Here is a 19,014-nt window from a genome sequence, read left to right as displayed (position 1 = left end):
TCAGTGCGGGCCGTGAGCTCGGCGCGCCAACTCTCCGGTCCTGTCCCATTCGGCGAGGCGGCGTTCGTAGATGGTGCGGACGATGCCGGGCGCCTGGGCTCCGAAGAGCACTCGCAGCGGCGGCGCGGGAGAGTCCACGATCTCGAGCAACGCCTGCGCTGCCGCCGCGGGATCACCCGGCGCCTGACCGCTGCGACGGGCCGCGGCTTCCGCGCGCATCGGGTCGTATGCCGACAGCGGCGTACTGCGTCGCGCCGAGGATCCCGCCCAATCGGTGTCGTAACCGCCGGGCTCGACGATCGTCACGTGAATGCCGAATCGTGCGACCTCGACCGCGAGCGACTCGCTGAGCGCCTCGAGCGCCCATTTCGAGGCGTGATAGGCGCCGAGGTTCGCGAAGGCGCCGATGCCGCCGATGGACGAGACCTGCACCAGGTGTCCACGTCCGCGTTGCCGCAGGCCGGGAAGCACCGCCTGGCTGACGTGCAATGCGCCGAAGACATTCGTCTCCAGTTGGTCGCGCAGCTCGGTCTCGGTGAGCTCCTCGACGGCTCCGAAGTGTCCGTAGCCGGCATTGTTCACGACCACGTCGAGGCCTCCGAGCCGTGACTCGGCCTCGTGTACCACCGCGCGCACGGCCTCGCGATCGGTGACGTCGAGGGCGAGTGGAAGTAGCTCGCCGGCGAGTCCGTGAAGTGCAGCCGCGTCGCGAGCGGTGGCGGCCACCCGGTCGCCGCGCTCGAGGGCGGCCCGGGCGAACTCCCGACCGAAACCGCGGGAGGCGCCGGTGATGAACCAGTTCTTGGGTGTTTCAGTCATGACTCGACCATCGCGAACGCCGCCGCGCACAACCAGGCCGCCGTGTGCCTGGGAGTAGCACACCCACGCTGTGCGCTGATGATCCGCCTACCATCGGAACATGGCTGTCACGGCACTGGGCGAGTACTTGCGCGCGCGGCGTGCGCAGGTAAGGCCGGAGGAGGTTGGCGTCCCGAAGTACGGCGTACGGCGCGTTCCGGGTCTACGCCGCGAAGAGGTTGCGACGTTGGCGGGCGTCAGCGTCGACTACTACGTCCGCCTCGAGCAGGGCCGGGAGAACAGCCCGTCGCCCCAGGTGCTCGACGCCCTGAGCGACGTGCTGCGGCTGGACGACGACGCCCGCGAGCACCTGTACCGCGTCGCCGGACTCACGCCCGGGACCTCCCGGGCGACCGCGCCGGAACGTGTGGACCCCGAGCTGCTGCGGCTGATGGACATGTGGCCGGACAACCCGGCGATCGTGCTCGGCCGGGCGTACGACGTACTTGCCGGCAACCAGCTCGCCTACGCACTGTTCGACGGCTTCCAGCACGGCCCGAACCTGCTGATGAAGATCTTCCTCGACCCCGGCGCGCGGAGCTTCTACCCCGACTGGGAGCGGGTCGCGCGCTACACCGTGGCCGGGTTCCGCCTGCTCGAGGGCCGTACGCCGAACGACCCCCGCATCCGGGCAGTCGTCGACGAGCTCAGCCGCCGGAGCGCGGACTTCGCCGAAATGTGGAACCGTCACGAGGCCCGCGGCGCCCGCCTCGCCAGCAAGCGCTTCCGCCACCGCGACGTCGGCGAGCTCACCCTCCGCATCAACGCCTTCGACGTCAAATCAGCTCCCGGCCAGGAACTCATCGTGTACCACGCCGAGCCCGGCAGCCGCAGCGCCGAGGCCCTGGCCCTGCTGGGTACCCTCGCCGTGACCGAAGCTCTCGGCTGAGCAACTGCACAGCGTTGCCTAGCGTCGGCGAAGGCCGTCTACCAGCAGGGCGTGCAGGCGTTCGGTCTGCGTACGTTGCTGCTCAGGGGCCGCGGCGATCACGGCGCCGGCCATGGCCGCGACGACGTCGTCCGCCGGGACATCGGTACGGAAGATGCCGGCGGCCGCGCCCGCCGTCAGGAAATGTTCGACCGCGGCGGCGAGACGCGCTCGGGTGTCGGTCTGGGTCACGGTGCCGGAGGCAATCAGGTTGCGCAGATCGAGGCCCATGGCCCGTTTGGAGTCGACGAAGTCGAGATAGCGGTGCATCCAGGTGAGCAGGGCCTCGTCGGCAGGGGAGTCGGCGGCGAGCTCGGGCGCGGCGTCGCACAGCCGGGTGAGCTCCTGACGATAGACCGCCTCGAGGAGGGCCTCGCGGGTCGGGAAGTGCCGGTACAGCGTGGCCACGCCGACTCGCGCCCGGGCCGCCACCCGATCCAGGGACAGGCGCACAGGCTCGCCGTCGCGCGCGGCCACGGCGAGATCGACCAGCTCGTCGCCGGCCGCCGCGACCACCTGCGCACGCTTCCGCTCAGCGTCCGCCCGCATAAGTGGAGAAACCTCCAGTTAGTGCTATCGTCGAAAGAAGTGGAGAAACCTCCATTTCCACCGACTCTACCTGAGGACACAGCTGATGACATCGGAACGACCCGGGGGCACAGTCAAGCTCGGGCAGTACGAGATCGCGCGGATCGGGTACGGCGCGATGCAACTCGAACACGTCGACACCGCCGCGGCCGGCGCGGCCGGCGCGCTCCTGCGTCGCGTTGTGGAGCTCGGTGTCAACCACCTCGACACGGCGTCGTTCTACGGGCACACCACGGTGAACGAGCACATCCGGGCTGCGCTGCACCCGTATCCGGACGACCTCGTGATCGTGAGCAAGGTCGGCGCACGCCGCGTGGACGCGCCGGTGCCGCTGGCCCTGGCGCAACGGCCGGAGCAACTCCGTGAGCAGGTCCACCTCGACCTCACGTCGCTCGGTCTGGAGCAGGTACCCGTGGTCAACCTCCGCCGGGCGGATCAGGGACCGGGCCTCATCGCCGAAGGCGACCAGGTCGTCCCGCTCGACGACCAGCTGGCCGAGTTGATTGCTCTACGCAACGAAGGGCTGATCGGCGCGATCGGCCTCAGCAACATCAGCACCGAACAGCTCGAGCAGGCACTGCCCGCGGGGATCGTCTGCGTCCAGAACGCGTACAGCGTCCTGGACCGCTCGTCCGAGCCCCAACTCCAACTCTGCGCGGCCAACGGCATCGCCTGGATCCCGTACTTCCCGCTGGGCTCGGCATTCGACCAGATCCCGTCCCCGACCGAGCATCCCGCCGTACAGGAGGTCGCCGCACACCTCGGGGCCACCCCCGCCGCGGTCTGCCTAGCCTGGATCCTCGCCCACAACGACCACACCGCCCTGATCCCGGGCACCCGCAGCATCCCCCACCTGGAAGACAACCTCCGCGCCGCGAACATCCACCTCGATACCGAGGCCCTCGCACTGCTCAACACCCTGTCCTGAAACGAAGAAGCCCACCCGCGACCGGCGGGTGGGCTTCTTCCGGGCTACGAACTCAGACGTCGTAGTAGAGCTCGAACTCGTGGGGGTGGGGGCGGAGCTGGATCGGGGCGATTTCGTTGTCGCGCTTGAGGTCGATCCAGGTCTCGATCAGGTCCTCGGTGAAGACGTCGCCCTCGAGCAGGAAGGCGTGGTCGGCCTCGAGGGCGTCGATCACGGCCGGCAGCGAGGTCGGGACCTGCGCGATACCCGCGTGCTCCTCCGGCGGCAGCTCGTAGAGGTCCTTGTCGACCGGGTCGGCCGGCTCGATCTTGTTGCGGATACCGTCCAGGCCGGCCAGCAGCTGCGCCGCGAAGGCCAGGTACGGGTTCGCCGACGGGTCGGGGCAGCGGAACTCGATCCGCTTCGCCTTCGGGTTCGAGCCGGTGATCGGGATCCGGATGCAGGCCGAGCGGTTCCGGGACGAGTAGACCAGGTTGACCGGCGCCTCGAAGCCCGGCACCAGGCGGTGGTACGAGTTCACGGTCGGGTTCGTGAAGGCCAGGAGCGACGGGGCGTGCTTGAGCAGGCCGCCGATGTACCAGCGGGCGGTGTCGGACAGGCCGCCGTACCCGGACTCGTCGTAGAACAGCGGGTCGCCGTTGCTCCACAGCGACTGGTGGCAGTGCATGCCGGAGCCGTTGTCACCGAAGATCGGCTTCGGCATGAAGGTCGCGGTCTTGCCGGCCTTCCACGCGGTGTTCTTGACGATGTACTTGAACTTCATCACGTCGTCGGCGGCCTTGAGCAGCTCGTCGAAGCGGAAGTTGATCTCCGCCTGACCCGCCGTACCGACCTCGTGGTGGGCGCGCTCGACGATCAGGCCGGACCGCTCCAGTGCCAGCGTGATGTCGTCGCGCAGCTCGCCGAAGTGGTCGGTCGGCGCGACCGGGAAGTAGCCACCCTTGTAGCGGACCTTGTAGCCGCGGTTGCCGCCGTCCTCGACCCGGCCGGTGTTCCAGGCGCCGGCGATCGAGTCGATCGAGTAGTGCGAGGAGTTCGCCTTGGTCTCGAACCGGACGTCGTCGAAGACGTAGAACTCGGCCTCCGGCGCGAAGAACGCGGTGTCCGCGATGCCGGTCGACTTCAGGTACTCCTGCGCCTTGCGGGCGATGTTGCGCGGGTCACGCGAGTACGCCTCGCCGGTCAGCGGGTCGTGCACGAAGAAGTTGACCACCAGCGTCTTGGCGCTGCGGAACTCGTCGACGTACGCGCTGGTCGGGTCCGGCAGCAGCTTCATGTCGGACTCGTGGATCTGCTGGAAACCGCGGACCGACGAACCGTCGAAGGCGAGGCCGTCCTCGAAGACCTCAGGACCGAACGACGACACCGGGACGGTGAAGTGCTGCATGATGCCCGGCAGGTCACAGAACCGGACATCGACGATCTCGACGCCTTCGTTCTTGACGTAGGCGAGCAGCTCCTCAGCGCTGGAAAACATACGTACTCCTAGGGTGGCTCAGAGATTGCATCTGAACGTAGGGCCCGCCGGTTTCTCCGTCGTGACCCTGATGTTTCGCGGATGTTACGCCCAGCGTGTCCGCGCTGACCCACTGGTGTACGGCGGTTACGCCCTGAGATCTCGCGGTCCGCGTGGGACCGCCCCGGGGTGTGTCCGTAGGCTAGACATCATGGCATCATCCGCGGCGGCCGCAACCGGACCCTCCGAAGAATTCCGTTACCCGGGCAATCGGCTGGGCCTTCCCGAGGACGGCCCGGGCTCGGCCGCGACCTGGGGCGGCCGCCTGCTGGCGCTGCTGGTCGACTGGCTGATCGCGGGCCTGATCGCGTCTGTGGTGATGGGTCAACCGATGTGGGCAGGCGGCACCGACTACAGCCTGATGCACTCGACGGTCTTCTTCGCGACGACCGCGATCCTGACCGGCCTGGCCGGCGGCACCATCGGCCACCGGATCTGCGGTCTGCGGGTCGTCCCGGTCCGCGACCGGAAGACGTACACGGCTCCGCCCGGTCTGCTGGCCGGCATCATTCGCGCGCTGCTGATCAGCTTTCTGATCCCCGCGGTGATCTTCGACCGCGACCGCCGCGGGCTGCACGACCTCGCCGCCAGGACGGTCGTCGTACTGCGTTAGCCGCCAGTTAGCGCCGCGTGAGCAGCAGCTGTACGTCGTCGAGGTACCCGGTCCGGAAGCCCGCCTCGGAGTACGCGAGGTAGAACTCCCACATCCGCCGGAACGTGTCGTCGAACCCGAGCGCCGCGATCGCCGGCCAGTGCTCGATGAACCGGTTCCGCCAGACCCGCAGCGTCCGCGCGTAGTCCCCACCGAGGTGGCGGATCACCTCCGCCCGCAGGCCGGTGTGCTGTGCGGTGACGTCCTCGATCACCTTGATCGACGGGATCAGCCCGCCGGGGAAGATGTACTTCTGCACCCAGGTGAACGTGTTCCGGGTCGCGAGCATCCGCTCGTGCGGCATCACGATCGCCTGCACGACGCCGACCCCGCCGGGTGCGAGCCGTCGCTCGATCGCTTCGAAGTACACGGGCCAGTACTTCTCGCCGACCGCCTCGATCATTTCCACACTCAGTACGGCGTCGAACTCGCCGATCTGGTCGCGGTAGTCGCGCAGCGCGACCTGTACGCGGTCGCCGACACCGGCCTCGGCGATCTTTCGCTGGGCCAGCAACGCCTGCTGCGACGCGATCGTGATCGCCGTCACCCACGCGCCACGCTGTGCGGCGCGGATCGCCAGGCTCGCCCAGCCGCAGCCGATGTCGAGCACCCGTGAGCCGGACCGCACCCCCGCCGCGTCGAGGATCGAGTCCAGCTTGCGCAGCTGGGCGGCGGACAGTTCGTCGTACGACGCCGTCGCGAGATCGGCCGTCGGGTCGCCGCCGAAGTACGCCGCGGAGTACGTGAGGGTCGGATCGAGGAACTCCGAGAACATCGAATTGCTCAGGTCGTAGTGCCGGCTGATGTTCTCCCGGGCGCCGGCCCGGTCGTTCTCCTGCTCGCCCGGCTGCGACCGGGTGACCAGCCAGCGCAGCGACTGCGCCCACTTCGGCAGCAGGTGCCGGGTCTCCTCGTTGCTGAACCGCTCCGCGAACGGGACCAGCAGGTCGGCCAGGTCGGTGCCCGGCTCCGGGTCCCAGTCGCCGGCCAGGTACGCCTCGCCGAACCCGGACCCGGCGTCCTGCCCGAGCCGGTCCAGGAACGCCGACGTACGGTGCACCCGCATGGCGGGGCCGCCGAAGCCGAACGAGCGGTTGCGGTCCAGGTGGATCGTGGCCGGGAGATCCTTGGCGATCAGCCGGATCGCGGTCGCAGCGCCGTACCGACGGACCGGGTTCGACCGTGGCCGGGCCAGTGTCGGCCAGGTCCCGGTGTCCGGCGCGTGTACAGGATGCTGCACGCGCGGCATCACATCCGTCATCTCTACCCCTGTATCGATCCGTCCTGGTCGCACCTTAAGGCCAACCAGCCACCCCACAGCGCGACACGGAGGCACACACGTGCCACGTCACGACAGATCAACTGCCCGAGCGACCACCAGGTTACCGGTGTCTCACTCAGAGACACCCCAACAGCTGTTTCAGCGGCCGCGCATCGCCTGGCGAGCACCCTTGAGGCTCGTCGGCACCGGGCCCTTCGGCATCGGCACCTGCGGCCGGACCGCGTCCAGCGCCTTCAGCCGCTGCAGCAGATCGGTGATCTCGGACGGCTGCAGGACGGCCGGCAGCTTCATCACGTACTTGGTCAGCTTGCGGATGTCGATCTCGCCCTCGCCCTTGCCGGCCACGATCTGCGTCACCGGCGCTCCGCCCGCGACCCGGTTGTGCTTCTTGGCCTCGGCCGCGAGCAGGTTCTTCACCCGGCTCGGCTGACCCTCGCCGACCAGGATGATGCCGGGCTTGCCGACCACCCGGTGGACGATGTCGGAGTTCTTGGTGACCGCAACCGCAGGGTCAACGCTCCAGCCGCGGCGCAGCGTCTGCAGCGCGGACGCGGCCGCACCGGCCTGACCCTCGATCTGGCTGTACGCCGCCTTCTCGACCTTGCGGCCGAAGACGATCGTGGCGGCCAGGAAGCCCAACGCGACGCCGAGCGGGATCCACACCAGCAGCGGCCCGACCAGGAAACCGCCGAGCACGGCCAGTGCGACGATGCCGAGGAAGATCCCGGCGAGCACCAGGCCGACCAGCGGCTCGGACTTCTGGGTCAGCTTGTACGCCGAAACGATCTGCTTGAGCCTGCTGGTCTTCTCTTCGGGCGCGTCGTTCTTGGCCATCTCTACCTTGTCCTCTTATGCCTGAGCGGCGTTCATACGTGACTCAACGGCCTGACGGTACAGCCGACCGGCCCGGTACGACGAACGTACGAGCGGACCGGACATGACTCCGGCGAAACCGATCTCCTGCGCCTCGGCGTCCAGTTCGACGAACTCCTCGGGCTTCACCCAGCGCTCGACCGGGTGGTGCCGCACCGAGGGCCGCAGGTACTGCGTGATCGTGATGATCTCGCAGCCCGCCGCGTGCAGGTCCTTCAGCGCCTGGCTGACCTCGTCGCGGGTCTCGCCCATGCCGAGGATCAGGTTCGACTTGGTGACGAGTCCGTAGTCGCGGGCCTGGGTGATGACGTCCAGCGAGCGCTCGTAGCGGAATCCGGGCCGGATCCGGCGGAAGATCCGCGGCACGGTCTCGACGTTGTGCGCGAACACCTCCGGCCGCGACGAGAACACCTCGGCGAGCTGCTCGGGTACGGCGTTGAAGTCCGGCGCGAGCATCTCCACACCGGTGCCCGGGTTCAGCTCGTGGATCTGGCGGATCGTCTCGGCGTACAGCCAGGCGCCGCCGTCGTCCAGGTCGTCGCGGGCGACACCGGTCACGGTCGCGTAGCGCAGACCCATGGTGCGGACCGACTCGGCGACACGGCGCGGCTCGTCGCGGTCCAGCGCCTCCGGTTTGCCGGTGTCGATCTGGCAGAAGTCACAGCGCCGGGTGCACTGGTCCCCGCCGATCAGGAAGGTCGCCTCGCGGTCCTCCCAGCACTCGAAGATGTTGGGGCAGCCGGCTTCCTGGCACACCGTGTGCAGTCCCTCGGACTTCACGAGTTTCTGCAGCGCCTGGTACTCCGGGCCCATCTTGGCGCGGGTCTTGATCCACTCGGGTTTGCGCTCGATCGGGGTCTCCGCGTTGCGCACCTCGAGCCTGAGCAGTTTCCGTCCTTCTGGGGCGATGGTCACGCCTCCAAGGGTACGCGCCGGGGTTCAGGGGCGTTCCACCCGTAGGGTGATGAGCTATGTCCACCGTTGAGCTGCGTACGGATGCCGAACCGGGCACACCACCGGCGTCCGGTACGGCGGTGCGTGGCTGGACCCGTCCAGCGCCGACGGCCCGCGAGCAACGGTACGACGTACTGCTCGGTCTCGGGATGGCGGTCGCGGGCCTGTTCGGGACCGAGCTCGCACGCGGCGGCTCGCCGACGCATGTGGACCTGGGGATCGGCGGCGTCGAGCCGTACGTGCTGAGTGCGGCCGCCGCGCTGCCACTGTGTTTCCGGCGCCGCTGGCCGGTTCCGGTGCTGCTGGCCGTCGCGGTGCTGTTCGTGGTGAACGGCGAGCGGGCGGCGTTCGCGTTCGCCGGCAATCTGGTCACCCAGTCGACGATGTTCATGGCGATCTACGCGGCCGTCGCCTGGGCGCGGGACCGGCGGCTGATGAAGGCCGCGATCACGGTCGTCTTCGTCGGGATGTTCGGCTGGCTGGCGCTCAACTTCGTCACCGCGCTGCGCAACAACGCGATCGACGGGCCGAACCACGCGCTGTTCTCGCCGTACGTGTCGAACGTGATCATCACCGTCGCGCTGAACGTCCTCTACTTCTTCGGTGCGTACTTCTGGGGACGGACCGCGTGGGCGACCGCGCGGCAGCGGTTCGAGCTCGAGCAGCAGGCGACCGAGCTGGCGGCGCAGCAGGAGGCGAACTCGCGACGCGCGGTGATCGACGAGCGGCTGCGGATCTCCCGTGAGCTGCACGACGTCGTCGCCCACCACATCAGCAGCATCGGCATCCAGGCAGGCGGTGCCCGGCGGGTGATGGACGCCGACCCGGACGCGGCGAAGAACGCGCTGAACGTGATCGAGGAGTCCAGCCGGAGCGCGGTCAACGAAATGCGCCAGCTGCTGGGCATGCTCCGCTCGGCGGATCCCGACCTCGACGTCGGTACGCCGGATCCCAAGGAGCCGCAGGCCGGCGCGGACCGGCTGCCCGCGCTGATCGCGGAGGCGAACAGCCTCGGTCTGGAGGTCGGCTTCCACCAGATCGGATCGCCGGCCGAACTGCCCACGACCGTCTCGGTGTCGGTGTACCGGATCGCGCAGGAAGCGCTCGCGAACGTCCGCAAGCACTCGACGGCCCGCAGCGCCCACGTCACACTGCGTTATCTCGATGACGCGGTCGAGCTCGAGGTGCTCGACGACGGCCGCCCGAAGCACGCCCCGGTAGGCAGCCGGCTCGGCCATGTCGGGATCCGCGAACGGGTCGGTCTGCTCGGCGGCGAGAGTGAGATCGGTCCGCGTCCCGTGGGAGGATTCCGCGTCCGGGTCCGGATCCCGCTGGATCCGCAGAACCGTCCGTTGGCTGGGGGAGAAGTACGTGACTGACCCGATGCGGGTGCTGCTGGTCGACGATCAGGACCTGGTGCGCGCCGGGTTCCGGATGATCCTGTCGGTCGAGCCGGAGATCGAGGTGGTCGGCGAGGCCGCGGACGGTGAGAAGGCGATCGAGCTGGCGCTGGCGTTGCGGCCGGACGTCGTACTGATGGATGTCCAGATGCCCGGCATGGACGGGATCAGCGCGACCCAGCGGATCGTGGCGGAGGACGCCGGGAAGGTCGTCATCCTCACCACGTTCGACCGTGACGACTACCTCTTCGAGTCGCTCGGGGCGGGCGCGAGCGGCTTCCTGCTCAAGAACACCGCGCCCGAGGACCTGGTGGAGGCGATCCAGGTGGTGCACTCCGGGCACGCGCTGCTCGCGCCCGAGGTCACCCGGCGGGTGATCAAGCGATTCACGGGCAAGGGAGAGCGGGTGTACCGCCCGGACCTCCTCGCGGAGCTCACCGAGCGCGAACGCGAGGTGCTCGGGCTGATCGCCCGCGGCCTGACCAACACCGAGATCGCCAACCAGTTGTACGTCGGCGAGGCGACGGTCAAGACCCACGTCTCCCGCGTACTGCTCAAACTAGGTCTCCGCGACCGCGTCCAAGCCGTCGTCTTCGCCTACGAATGCGGCCTCGTCACCCCGGGCGACGACCCGACAGGCTGATCCATCCGTCCTACGGATGACACCGGCGATCACCCTCGCGGGCGACGTGCGAGCACGCCTCGGCTGACTAGTTTTGGGAGGGTCGGGCGAGCGCCCGGCCGGGGGCTGGAAGCTGATGGGAACGGTGACACATGCTGAGGGTGGCTGGGCTCACCCGGCGGTTCGGTGATCATCTGGCGCTGGACGACGTGACCTTCGACGTCGTACCGGGACGGATGACCGGATTCGTCGGGGCCAACGGGGCCGGGAAGACGACGACGATGCGGATCATCCTCGGGGTCCTGGCCGCGACGGCCGGCGAGGTGCGGTGGCAGGACCAGCCGCTGACCCAGGACGTACGCCGGGACTTCGGCTACATGCCGGAGGAACGCGGGCTGTACCCGAAGATGAAGATCCGCGACCAGCTGGTGTTCTTCGGCCGGCTGCACGGGCTCGACGCGGAGCGCGCCGCCGCGCGGACCGACAAGATCCTCGGGCGCCTCGGGCTGGCCGAGCGTGCTTCCGACGTCCTCGAGACGCTGTCGCTGGGCAACCAGCAGCGGGTGCAGATCGCGGCCGCGCTGGTCCACGAGCCGATCGCACTGGTGCTGGACGAGCCGTTCAGCGGCCTCGACCCGCTCGCTGTCGACGCGATGGCCGACCTGCTCCGCGAGGAGGTGACGTCGGACGTGCCGGTGCTGTTCTCCAGCCACCAGCTCGACCTGGTCGAGCGGCTGTGCGACGACCTCGTCGTACTGTCCCGCGGCAAGGTCGTCGCGGCGGGCGCCGTGTCCGAGTTGGCGGCCGGCCCTACGTCGACGTACCGCCTGGTGGTGGACGGCGACGCCGGATGGCTGCGAGACGTGCGGGGGATCCAGGTGCGCGACGTGGCCGGCGGTACGGCGTTGTTCGACGTACTGGACGGTGCGGTGGAGCAGAAGATCTTGCAGGAGGCGATCAGCCGCGGACCGGTGCTCGAGTTCGGGCCGGAGCGGGTGGCGCTGAGCGACGTCTTCCGGGAGGCGACCCGATGAAGACACTGGACAAGCCGTGGGTGCTGATCGCGGAGCGCGAGATCACCACGAAGCTGCGGGACAAGACGTTCATCGGCTCGACAGTGGTGATGCTGCTGATCGTGATGGCGGCGGTGATCATCCCCGCGCTGATCGCGGGCAAGGGCGGACCGGACAAGATCGCGGTCATCGACGATGCGGGCGTCAAGGTCGTCCAGCAGGCCTCGACCACGACGGGCGACGGTTACGAGGTGACTCGCGTCGCCGACCGGCCGGCCGCTGAGAAGGCTGTCACCGACGGCAAGGTCGAGGCTGCGCTGCTGCCGGACGCGGACGGGTACGTCGTCCTCGGCAAGGACCGCGTCGACTCGGGAGTCGAAGGCGCCCTGCGCGAGGCGGCCGCGGCCGTCGGGATGGAAACGAACGCCGGGAAGGCGGGACTGAGCCCGGCCGAGTTGCACGCCGGAACGAAGGTCTCGTTGCAGTTGCTGAAGCCGGGACCGTTGCCGGACATCGTCTCCGACTTCGTGAACATCGGGCTGGCGCTGGTGTTCTACATGACCGCGCTCGGTTTCGGGATGATGATCGCGCAGAGCGTCGTACAGGAGAAGGAGAGCCGGGTCGTCGAGATCCTGGCCGCCGCCGTGCCGATCCGGTCGCTGCTGTGGGGGAAGGTGCTGGGCAACACGGTGCTGGCGCTGACCCAGATCGTGGTGATCGCGGGTGCGTCGCTGATCGGGCTGCTCGCCACCGACCAGGCCGACATCCTCGAAGTGGTCGCTCCGGTCGCCGGGTGGTTCGTGGTGTTCTTCGTGCTCGGGTTCGTCGCGCTGGCCGGGCTCTGGGCGGTCGCCGGTTCGCTCGCGACGCGGCAGGAGGATCTCGGGTCGACCACGTTGCCGGGGCAAATGATCCTGATGATCCCGTTCTTCTTCTCGGTGTTCGCGGGGTCGTCGGCCAAGACCGTGGCGTCGTTCGTCCCGATCGCGTCGTCGATGTCGATGCCGGGCCGGATGCTGACCGAGGACGTTCCGGTCTGGCAGCCGCTGGTGGCGATCGCGCTGCTGCTGGCCGCCACCGTGCTGATCGTCCGGATGGGCGCGCGGCTGTACGAGCGCACGCTGCTGCAGACCGGCCGTCGTCTCGGTTACCGCGAGGCCCTGGCGCTCGAAGCGAAGTAGCTCATCGTCACGACCGGGCCCGGCGTTACAGCACTGGGCCCGGCTGTGACGAAACCGCAATGTAGGGTCGCTGTGTGCTGTGTGTGGACCTCGACTACGGTCTCAACGCATGAACGTTGAGCTGCGCCACCTGCGGGTGGTGGTCCTGGTGGCAGAAGCGGGTTCCGTCGGACGGGCCGCCCGTTGGCTCAAGGTCAGCCAGCCGAGCTTGACCGCGCAGCTGAAACGGATCGAGGCCGCGTTCGGCGGTGAGTTGTTCGAACGCTCCCGCACCGGCGTGAAGCCGACGCCGCTCGGCCGGTACGCCGTTGATCGCGCGCGGGCCATCCTGGTCGACGTCGACCACCTGTCGGCGACCGTGTCCGCGATGACCGCGGTCGAGTCGTCGGCGGTCCGGCTCGGCGGGTTCCCGACCGCGCCGATGTCCGGGATCGCGTCCCGGCTCCGCGCGCACGGCGAGATCGAGCAGGTCAGCATCGAGGTCGAGTGGTCCACCAGCGTGCTGCTGCAGCAACTGGAGAGCGGGCGGCTGGACTTCGCGCTGTTGCGGGAGTTCCCCGGGTTCGAGCTGCGGCTGCCGGCCGGGGTCGAATCCACCACGGTCGTCGAGTCCGAGTCGGCGTACGTCGCTCTGTCCGCGGACCATCCTGTGGCGGAAGCGTCGCGGGCGCGGGGTGAGATCGAGCTGGCGTCGCTGGCGGGCGAGGAGTGGATCGGGGAGCCGCCGGACGACAGCGGGTTCCACGTGTTGTTCCGGGCGGCGTGTGAGGCGGCTGGGTTCCAGCCTCGGGTGGAGCACCATTCCGTCGATACGTCGGTGCTCATGGGGTTCGTGACCAGTGGCCAGGGCGTGGCGCTCATCTCGCCCACGTCGTACCGGATGCTGTCGGCCGACGTCACAACCCGCACTCTGGTGGGCGATCCGATTCACCGGAAGCTGGTGCTCGCGTGGAGCACCGACTCACCGCGGGCCCAGATGGCGGGCGACGTGCTGCAGATGGCGAGTGCGGCGTACGACGAGGCCATCACCGAGCATGCGCGCCGGGATCAGCACCAGCAGCGCATGCACGTCGCCTGACTTCTAGGCGGGTTTGACCACCGGGTTCTCGAACGCGAGGTGGAACTCCCCGGTGTCCTCCGGGTTCTCCATCCGCTCCCGATACTGAGACCCCACCTGCTCCCGAGGCGAAACACTCCGCTCAGCCTTCTTCTCCTCCGCCGGCCGAGTCTCTTCCGCCGGTCGAGTCTCCTCAACCGGCTGAGTTTCCTCAACGGGCGCGACGGCCTCGGGCTTCGCCTCCACCGGCTGAGCCTCTTCCACCGGCGCAGCGGGCCCGGGCGTCGCGTCCATCGGCTGGGTCTCCTCGATGGGCGCGGCGGCCTGCGGCTTGGCCTCGACCGGCTGAGTTTCCTCCACCGGCGCGGCGGCCTGCGGCTCCGCCTTCACCGGCTGGGTTTCCTCGACCGGTTGCTTGGTTTCCACCGGCTGGGTTTCCTCGGCTGCCGGGGGCGGGGCGATGACCGTGTCCTCGCCGGGGTAGTTGCTTTCGGCATCTGCCTCGGGGAACTGGCGGGTGTGCTCGAACTCCTCCGCCTCGCCGGCCGGGAACTGCCGGGTCTGGTCGTCGCCCTGGTTCCGCGGCTGTGCCGCCTCCGGCTCGTCGAACAGATCGTCGTACCGCGTGTGACTCTCGTACGCCGCCGGCGCCTGATAGGTGCCTCCGGCAACCGGGTAGACGGCCGCGACGTCCGCCTCCTGCTGCGCCTGCGCGGCTTCCTGCTCGCGCTGCCGCCGCTCGGCGTCGGCCCGCTCCCGCCGCCGGCGCTGGACGCCGTGGACGATCAGCTGGATCGCGTACACCAGCGAGATCACCCCGAGGATCGGCACGACGCCGTTCAGCGTGTACTGCTTCGACCCGTCGATCATCCCGTTGGTGACGCCGGGGACGTCGTTCAGGAAGTTCGTGGTCCGGTTCGGGATCCAGAGCCAGCAGTAGAGCAGGACACCGAAGGCGACGAACGCCCCCAGCGCACCGGCGCCGGAGAAGTACGACACCACGGCCCAGAAGATCAGCGCGCCGATGCCGAAGGCAAGCGCCATCCCCTTCGCGTTCAGCTCGATACCACCCGGCGCCGAGAGGACTCCGAACACGGCCGGACCGGCCAGAGCAACAGCTACGCCGAGCAAGAACCCAAGAAATTTGGACACCCCCCCAAGGTAGCGACGAACTGCGGCTACACCCCGCAGACACTTCGGCACAGCCCCGATCGTGGGTCGACGGCCGACACCAGGCGGGGCTGGCCGCTGTACTAGATGTCTGGTGAGATGGCCCCTGCGCGCCTTTCGAGAGGATGAGCTGGTGCCCGCTCCGAACATTCTGCTGATCGTTTCCGACGACCACGGGTACGCCGACCGCGGTGGACTCGGGGTGCACTCCGACGTACGCACTCCGGCCCTCGACCGGCTCGCCGCGGAGGGAGTGAGCTGCACCGACGCCTACGTGACCGCGCCGATCTGCAGCCCGTCACGGGCCTCGATCATCTCCGGGCGGTACCAGCAGCGGTGGGGCGGCCAATGGTTCGACTCGGCCGCGTTCCCGCCGGACGACGTACCGACGCTTACGGAGATCCTGCGCGACCAGGGGTACCGGACGGGGTACTTCGGCAAGGTGCACTACGGGAAAGAGGACGTGGGGGACAGGGCGTGTCCGCCGCACCACGGATTCGAGGAGACGCTGTACGGGCTGGCAGGCCAGTCCTTCGGGCGGCTGAACTACCTGCATCACTCTGACGAGTCGGTCGAGTCGTACGGTCAGCCGGCCGCGCACCACATGGCTGTGCAGCCTCTGCTGTCGGGGGACGAGCCAGTTGAGCACGAGGGCTTCCTGACCGCGGAGTTCGGTCGCCGCGCGGCGGAGTTCATGGACGCGGAGGACGAGCGACCGTACTTCTGCATGGTGGCGTTCAACGCCGTACACAACTTCTGCTGGCAGCTCCCGGACTCAGAGCTGGAGGCGCGGGGGCTCCCGGCGTTCCGCGACTGGTCGCCGGACGCGGACGGTCCGTTCATGGAGTGGTACGACGACGTGATCGTTCCGAATCTTCCGTACGGGCGCGAGTACTACCTCGCTCAGTTGGAGCTGATGGACGCCGAGATCGGGCGACTGCTCGACGTGGCCGGCGACGACACGATCGTCGTGTACGTGACGGACAACGGCGGATCGACCTGCAACTTCGGCGACAACGCGCCGCTGCGTGGGACGAAGTACACGCTGTGGGACGGCGGCATCCGCATCCCGATGCTCTGGCGCTGGCCGGACCGATTGCCTGCGGGACGTCGTACGGACGCGCTTGTCAGCACGATGGATCTGGTTCCCACGCTGGCCGCGGCGGCGGGCGCGAGAGTGGAGGGTGCCGACGGCGTCGACATCCTCCCCGTGCTGGCAGGGACCGCAGAGGTGGCACACGAGAAGCTGCACTGGGACTGCGGGTTCCAGTGGGCGGTGCGGTCGGGGGAGTGGAAGCTCAGCTGGGTGGCTGACGACGCCAACACGAGGCATCTGCGTGACTACGAGCACGCGCCGATGGGAGAGGGCTGGTTCCTCGCGAACCTGGCCGACGACATCGGTGAGCAGACCAACCAGCTGTCAGCTCAGCCGGAGATCGCCGACCAGTTGCGCTCATTGCACGCCGATTGGCGCGCGGAGGTGGGGCTCGAGGCTCAGACGGTCAACCCGTAGGTGATCGCGGTCGGCTGCTCTTCGTGGTGGTCGATGTCCGGGCTGCGCTCGTACTCGTTCCAGGCGAGGAGCTCGTCGAGGTGCCGGCGTACCGAGTCGAGGACCTCGGTGGTCGTCACCTCGCGGCCGAGCTCCTTGGAGAGCGTGGTCACGTCGGCGTCCGAGATGCCGCACGGGACGATCCGGTCGAACCAGGCCAGGTCGTTGTTGCAGTTCAGCGCGAAGCCGTGCATGGTCACGCCCTGCGCGACCCGGATGCCGATCGCGGCGATCTTCCGCTCCCGGCCGCGGTCGTCGGCCCCGACCCAGACGCCGCTGCGGCCCTTGACCCGGCCGGTCTTCACGCCGAGCTCGGCGCAGACGCCGATCAGCGCCTCCTCGAGCCGCCGGACGTAGTCGACGACGTACACGTGTGAGGCGAGTTTGACGATCGGGTACCCGACCAGTTGCCCGGGGCCGTGCCAGGTGATCTTGCCGCCGCGGTCCACGTCGACCACCGGCGTACCGTCCATCGGCCGCTCGTGCGGCTCGGTGCGCTTGCCCGCGGTGTAGACCGGCGGGTGCTCGAGCAGGATCACCGTGTCCGAGCCGGTGCCCTCGGCAACCTCCGCGTGCAGTCGTCGCTGCTCGGCCCACGCGGTCTCGTAGTCCACCGCGCCGGCGCCGAATCCGGCCTCCACGTACCTGATAGCCCTCACGCCTTCGAGTGTAGGCGGCGGCTGATCGGGGCCGGCGCCCTGGGCTGTGGATAACTTCGACGGGCGCGGTCGCGATCGGTGCATCCTCTTGGACATGGACCTCGCAGATCTCACCGGCTACAGCCTGCGCCGCGAGCTCGGGTCCGGGCCCGCCGGCACCGTCTGGCAGGTCCGGGACCGCGCCTCGGGCCGCAACGCCGTGCTCAAACACGTCCCGCACAGCGCATACCCCGACCGGGGACGGCTCCGCGAGGACCTGAGCCTGCTGTCCCGCTTCCGGCACGCGCACGTCGCCCAGCTCCACGAGTTCCGCGAGACCGACACCGGCTGGGTCCTGATCACGCAGCACCTGGCAGCCGGCAGCCTCGCCGCGCTCCTCACTCGCCGCGGCCCACTGTCCCGCGGCGAACTCGTCACCCTCCTCGCTCCGCTGGCCGACGCCCTGGCCTACCTTCACGCCTCGAACCTCACCCACGGCTCGATCAGCCCCGAAAACGTCCTCTTCGACGCCGACGGCCGCCCAATCCTCACCGACGCCGCGCTCCGCCCCGCCGACCCCGCCACCGACCACCAAGCCCTCGCCATCCTCGCCGACCGGGTCAGTGCAGACCCCACCGCCTTCCCACCCACCCTCATCACCAAGACGCCCCTCGGAGCCCTCCCACACCGCCTCCTGACCCACACCCCTGCCACCCCCATAGACCTCGCGCCCCTCACCAGCACTGCACCCACAGCACCCGCGAGCACCCCACCACCCCACCTGCCGGCACCCGCACCACCCCACGCCCCGGCACCCCCACGGCCCCACCTCGCCACGCCAACTCCGAGCGCTCCACGCCACCCTCCGACGTCCGCGGGAGGATCTGCAGACGACGACGATGCTCCCGCCGCCTCCCGTGCACCGCTTGCTCCGCCTCCAGCCGACCCACCGGCCACACCGCTGACGAAACCAAAGCGGCCTCACCCCACCGCACCATCCGCGAAGGCCCGCTCGAAGCGCATCCGCCCCAACCGCCGCAACAAGTCCCGCCGTACACGATTCGTGGCAGCCCTCGCACTCCATCGACTCCCACACCCCGCGTACGGCGTGCTCGCCGCGGCCGCGCTGGCCGCGATCATCGTGCTCGCGATCGCTATCGCCACACTCCGCACCATCGACACCCCAGCGACCGCCCAACCAAACCCCAGCGCTGCCCAGTCCACAGCCCAACTACCCTCTGTATCCCCGCCCACTCAGTCGCCCACCGCCCACCCGACAACTGCCCACCCAACGGCTGCCCACCCGACCGCGTCCTCAGCAGAGCTGGCCACTTGGATCCAGAGGCTCGAAGCCCTCGATGCCCAACGCGCCGAAGCCTTCTGGACCCTCGACCTGGACGCCCTCGACCGCATCTACGTCCCCGGCAGCGCCCCCTGGCGCGCCGACCGAGCCCTCCTGTCCGCCTACCGCAACCAGAACGTCCGCGTCCAAGGACTCCGAATCACGATCGAAAGCACCGCAGTCACCCGACGCACCGCGACCACCGTCACCCTCAAAACCACGGACCACCTCACAGCCGGCCAGGCAGTCGACCACACCGGCGCCAAGACCCCACTCCCACCCGGCACCCCGGCCACCAGACTGATCACCCTGACAACCACCCCTCGCACCGCGGCCCCCTCACGCAGCGCCACCCGTCAACCCACCCACACCTGGCGCATCACCACAATCACCCAGCTGTGACCGCCGAACGGACTTCAGCTCGGTCGGTTCAGTGCGTCGAACTGGCAATCCAACCAAG

18 protein-coding genes are annotated in these 19,014 nt (G+C 69.0%); 10 read left to right on the top strand and 8 right to left on the bottom strand.

The genetic code is table 11. The annotated features are described in order from the left end of the window. Positions 1-819, bottom strand: coding sequence for an oxidoreductase (locus EV647_RS05545; protein ID WP_133999347.1), 819 nt, complete (start codon positions 817-819; stop codon positions 1-3). Positions 820-919: 100 nt separating this feature from the next. Between EV647_RS05545 and EV647_RS05540 the strand changes: the two genes are divergently transcribed. After that, positions 920-1,747 (top strand): helix-turn-helix transcriptional regulator, encoded by an 828-nt coding sequence (locus EV647_RS05540; RefSeq protein WP_133999344.1) that lies wholly within the window; start codon positions 920-922, stop codon positions 1,745-1,747. 18 nt (positions 1,748-1,765) lie between these two features. Here EV647_RS05540 and EV647_RS05535 read toward each other — a convergent pair whose 3' ends face one another. Then, positions 1,766-2,335 carry a TetR/AcrR family transcriptional regulator gene (locus EV647_RS05535; protein ID WP_133999340.1) on the bottom strand — a complete coding sequence of 190 codons (570 nt, stop codon included), beginning with the start codon at positions 2,333-2,335 and terminating at the stop codon, positions 1,766-1,768. A gap of 85 nt (positions 2,336-2,420) precedes the next feature. Here EV647_RS05535 and EV647_RS05530 point away from each other — a divergent pair, with 85 nt between their 5' ends. Continuing rightward, positions 2,421-3,302 carry an aldo/keto reductase gene (locus tag EV647_RS05530; RefSeq protein ID WP_133999337.1) on the top strand — a complete coding sequence of 294 codons (882 nt, stop codon included), beginning with the start codon at positions 2,421-2,423 and terminating at the stop codon, positions 3,300-3,302. A 52-nt stretch (positions 3,303-3,354) separates the two neighbouring features. On the opposite strand, the gene glnA is transcribed toward EV647_RS05530, so the two are convergent. Then, positions 3,355-4,779: a type I glutamate--ammonia ligase gene (glnA, locus tag EV647_RS05525; protein WP_131342456.1), complete on the bottom strand. Its 1,425-nt coding sequence runs from the start codon at positions 4,777-4,779 to the stop codon at positions 3,355-3,357. 190 nt (positions 4,780-4,969) lie between these two features. On the opposite strand from glnA, the gene EV647_RS05520 reads away from it, so the two are divergent. Continuing rightward, on the top strand, positions 4,970-5,431 hold the full coding sequence (locus EV647_RS05520) for an RDD family protein (RefSeq protein WP_133999334.1): 462 nt from the start codon (positions 4,970-4,972) through the stop codon (positions 5,429-5,431). Between the two features lie 7 nt (positions 5,432-5,438). Here the strand turns inward: EV647_RS05520 and EV647_RS05515 are convergent, their stop codons facing one another. From EV647_RS05515 to lipA, 3 genes are all read right to left on the bottom strand, one after another. Further along, entirely contained in the window at positions 5,439-6,731 is a 1,293-nt protein-coding gene (locus tag EV647_RS05515) for a cyclopropane-fatty-acyl-phospholipid synthase family protein (protein WP_133999331.1), read from the bottom strand. A 159-nt stretch (positions 6,732-6,890) separates the two neighbouring features. Beyond that, a complete protein-coding gene (locus tag EV647_RS05510) occupies positions 6,891-7,586 on the bottom strand; it encodes a DUF4191 domain-containing protein (protein WP_133781760.1) in 696 nt (231 codons plus the stop codon). A 15-nt stretch (positions 7,587-7,601) separates the two neighbouring features. Then, positions 7,602-8,540 carry a lipoyl synthase gene (gene lipA, locus EV647_RS05505; RefSeq protein WP_133999328.1) on the bottom strand — a complete coding sequence of 313 codons (939 nt, stop codon included), beginning with the start codon at positions 8,538-8,540 and terminating at the stop codon, positions 7,602-7,604. 56 nt (positions 8,541-8,596) lie between these two features. On the opposite strand from lipA, the gene EV647_RS05500 reads away from it, so the two are divergent. From EV647_RS05500 to EV647_RS05480, 5 genes are all read left to right on the top strand, one after another. After that, a complete protein-coding gene (locus tag EV647_RS05500) occupies positions 8,597-9,958 on the top strand; it encodes a sensor histidine kinase (protein ID WP_133999326.1) in 1,362 nt (453 codons plus the stop codon). Between the two features lie 4 nt (positions 9,959-9,962). After that, a complete protein-coding gene (locus EV647_RS05495) occupies positions 9,963-10,622 on the top strand; it encodes a response regulator transcription factor (protein ID WP_134001785.1) in 660 nt (219 codons plus the stop codon). Positions 10,623-10,753: 131 nt separating this feature from the next. Beyond that, a complete protein-coding gene (locus tag EV647_RS05490) occupies positions 10,754-11,635 on the top strand; it encodes an ABC transporter ATP-binding protein (RefSeq protein WP_133999323.1) in 882 nt (293 codons plus the stop codon). Then, entirely contained in the window at positions 11,632-12,795 is a 1,164-nt protein-coding gene (locus tag EV647_RS05485) for an ABC transporter permease (protein ID WP_133999320.1), read from the top strand. Before EV647_RS05490 ends, EV647_RS05485 begins: the two co-directional genes overlap by 4 nt. Positions 12,796-12,904: 109 nt before the next feature. Continuing rightward, positions 12,905-13,873: a LysR family transcriptional regulator gene (locus tag EV647_RS05480; RefSeq protein WP_133999317.1), complete on the top strand. Its 969-nt coding sequence runs from the start codon at positions 12,905-12,907 to the stop codon at positions 13,871-13,873. Positions 13,874-13,876: 3 nt separating this feature from the next. On the opposite strand, the gene EV647_RS05475 is transcribed toward EV647_RS05480, so the two are convergent. Further along, on the bottom strand, positions 13,877-15,004 hold the full coding sequence (locus EV647_RS05475; RefSeq protein WP_133999314.1) for a hypothetical protein: 1,128 nt from the start codon (positions 15,002-15,004) through the stop codon (positions 13,877-13,879). A 151-nt stretch (positions 15,005-15,155) separates the two neighbouring features. On the opposite strand from EV647_RS05475, the gene EV647_RS05470 reads away from it, so the two are divergent. Beyond that, positions 15,156-16,535 carry a sulfatase gene (locus EV647_RS05470; protein ID WP_133999310.1) on the top strand — a complete coding sequence of 460 codons (1,380 nt, stop codon included), beginning with the start codon at positions 15,156-15,158 and terminating at the stop codon, positions 16,533-16,535. Here the strand turns inward: EV647_RS05470 and lipB are convergent. Next, positions 16,517-17,233, bottom strand: coding sequence for a lipoyl(octanoyl) transferase LipB (lipB, locus tag EV647_RS05465; RefSeq protein WP_238175161.1), 717 nt, complete (start codon positions 17,231-17,233; stop codon positions 16,517-16,519). The two genes, EV647_RS05470 and lipB, sit on opposite strands and share 19 nt — an antisense overlap. Positions 17,234-17,327: 94 nt before the next feature. On the opposite strand from lipB, the gene EV647_RS05460 reads away from it, so the two are divergent. Then, the gene (locus EV647_RS05460; RefSeq protein ID WP_133999304.1) at positions 17,328-18,956 is read left to right on the top strand and encodes a protein kinase; all 1,629 of its coding nucleotides are present in this window, start codon (positions 17,328-17,330) and stop codon (positions 18,954-18,956) included. Positions 18,957-19,014: the final 58 nt, after the last annotated feature.

Origin of the sequence: Kribbella sp. VKM Ac-2566 (assembly GCF_004366005.1) — a bacterium.
Taxonomy (GTDB): domain Bacteria; phylum Actinomycetota; class Actinomycetes; order Propionibacteriales; family Kribbellaceae; genus Kribbella; species Kribbella pratensis.
Note: the sequence above shows the minus strand (reverse complement) of the source record. Positions and strands in the feature narration are given on the sequence as shown.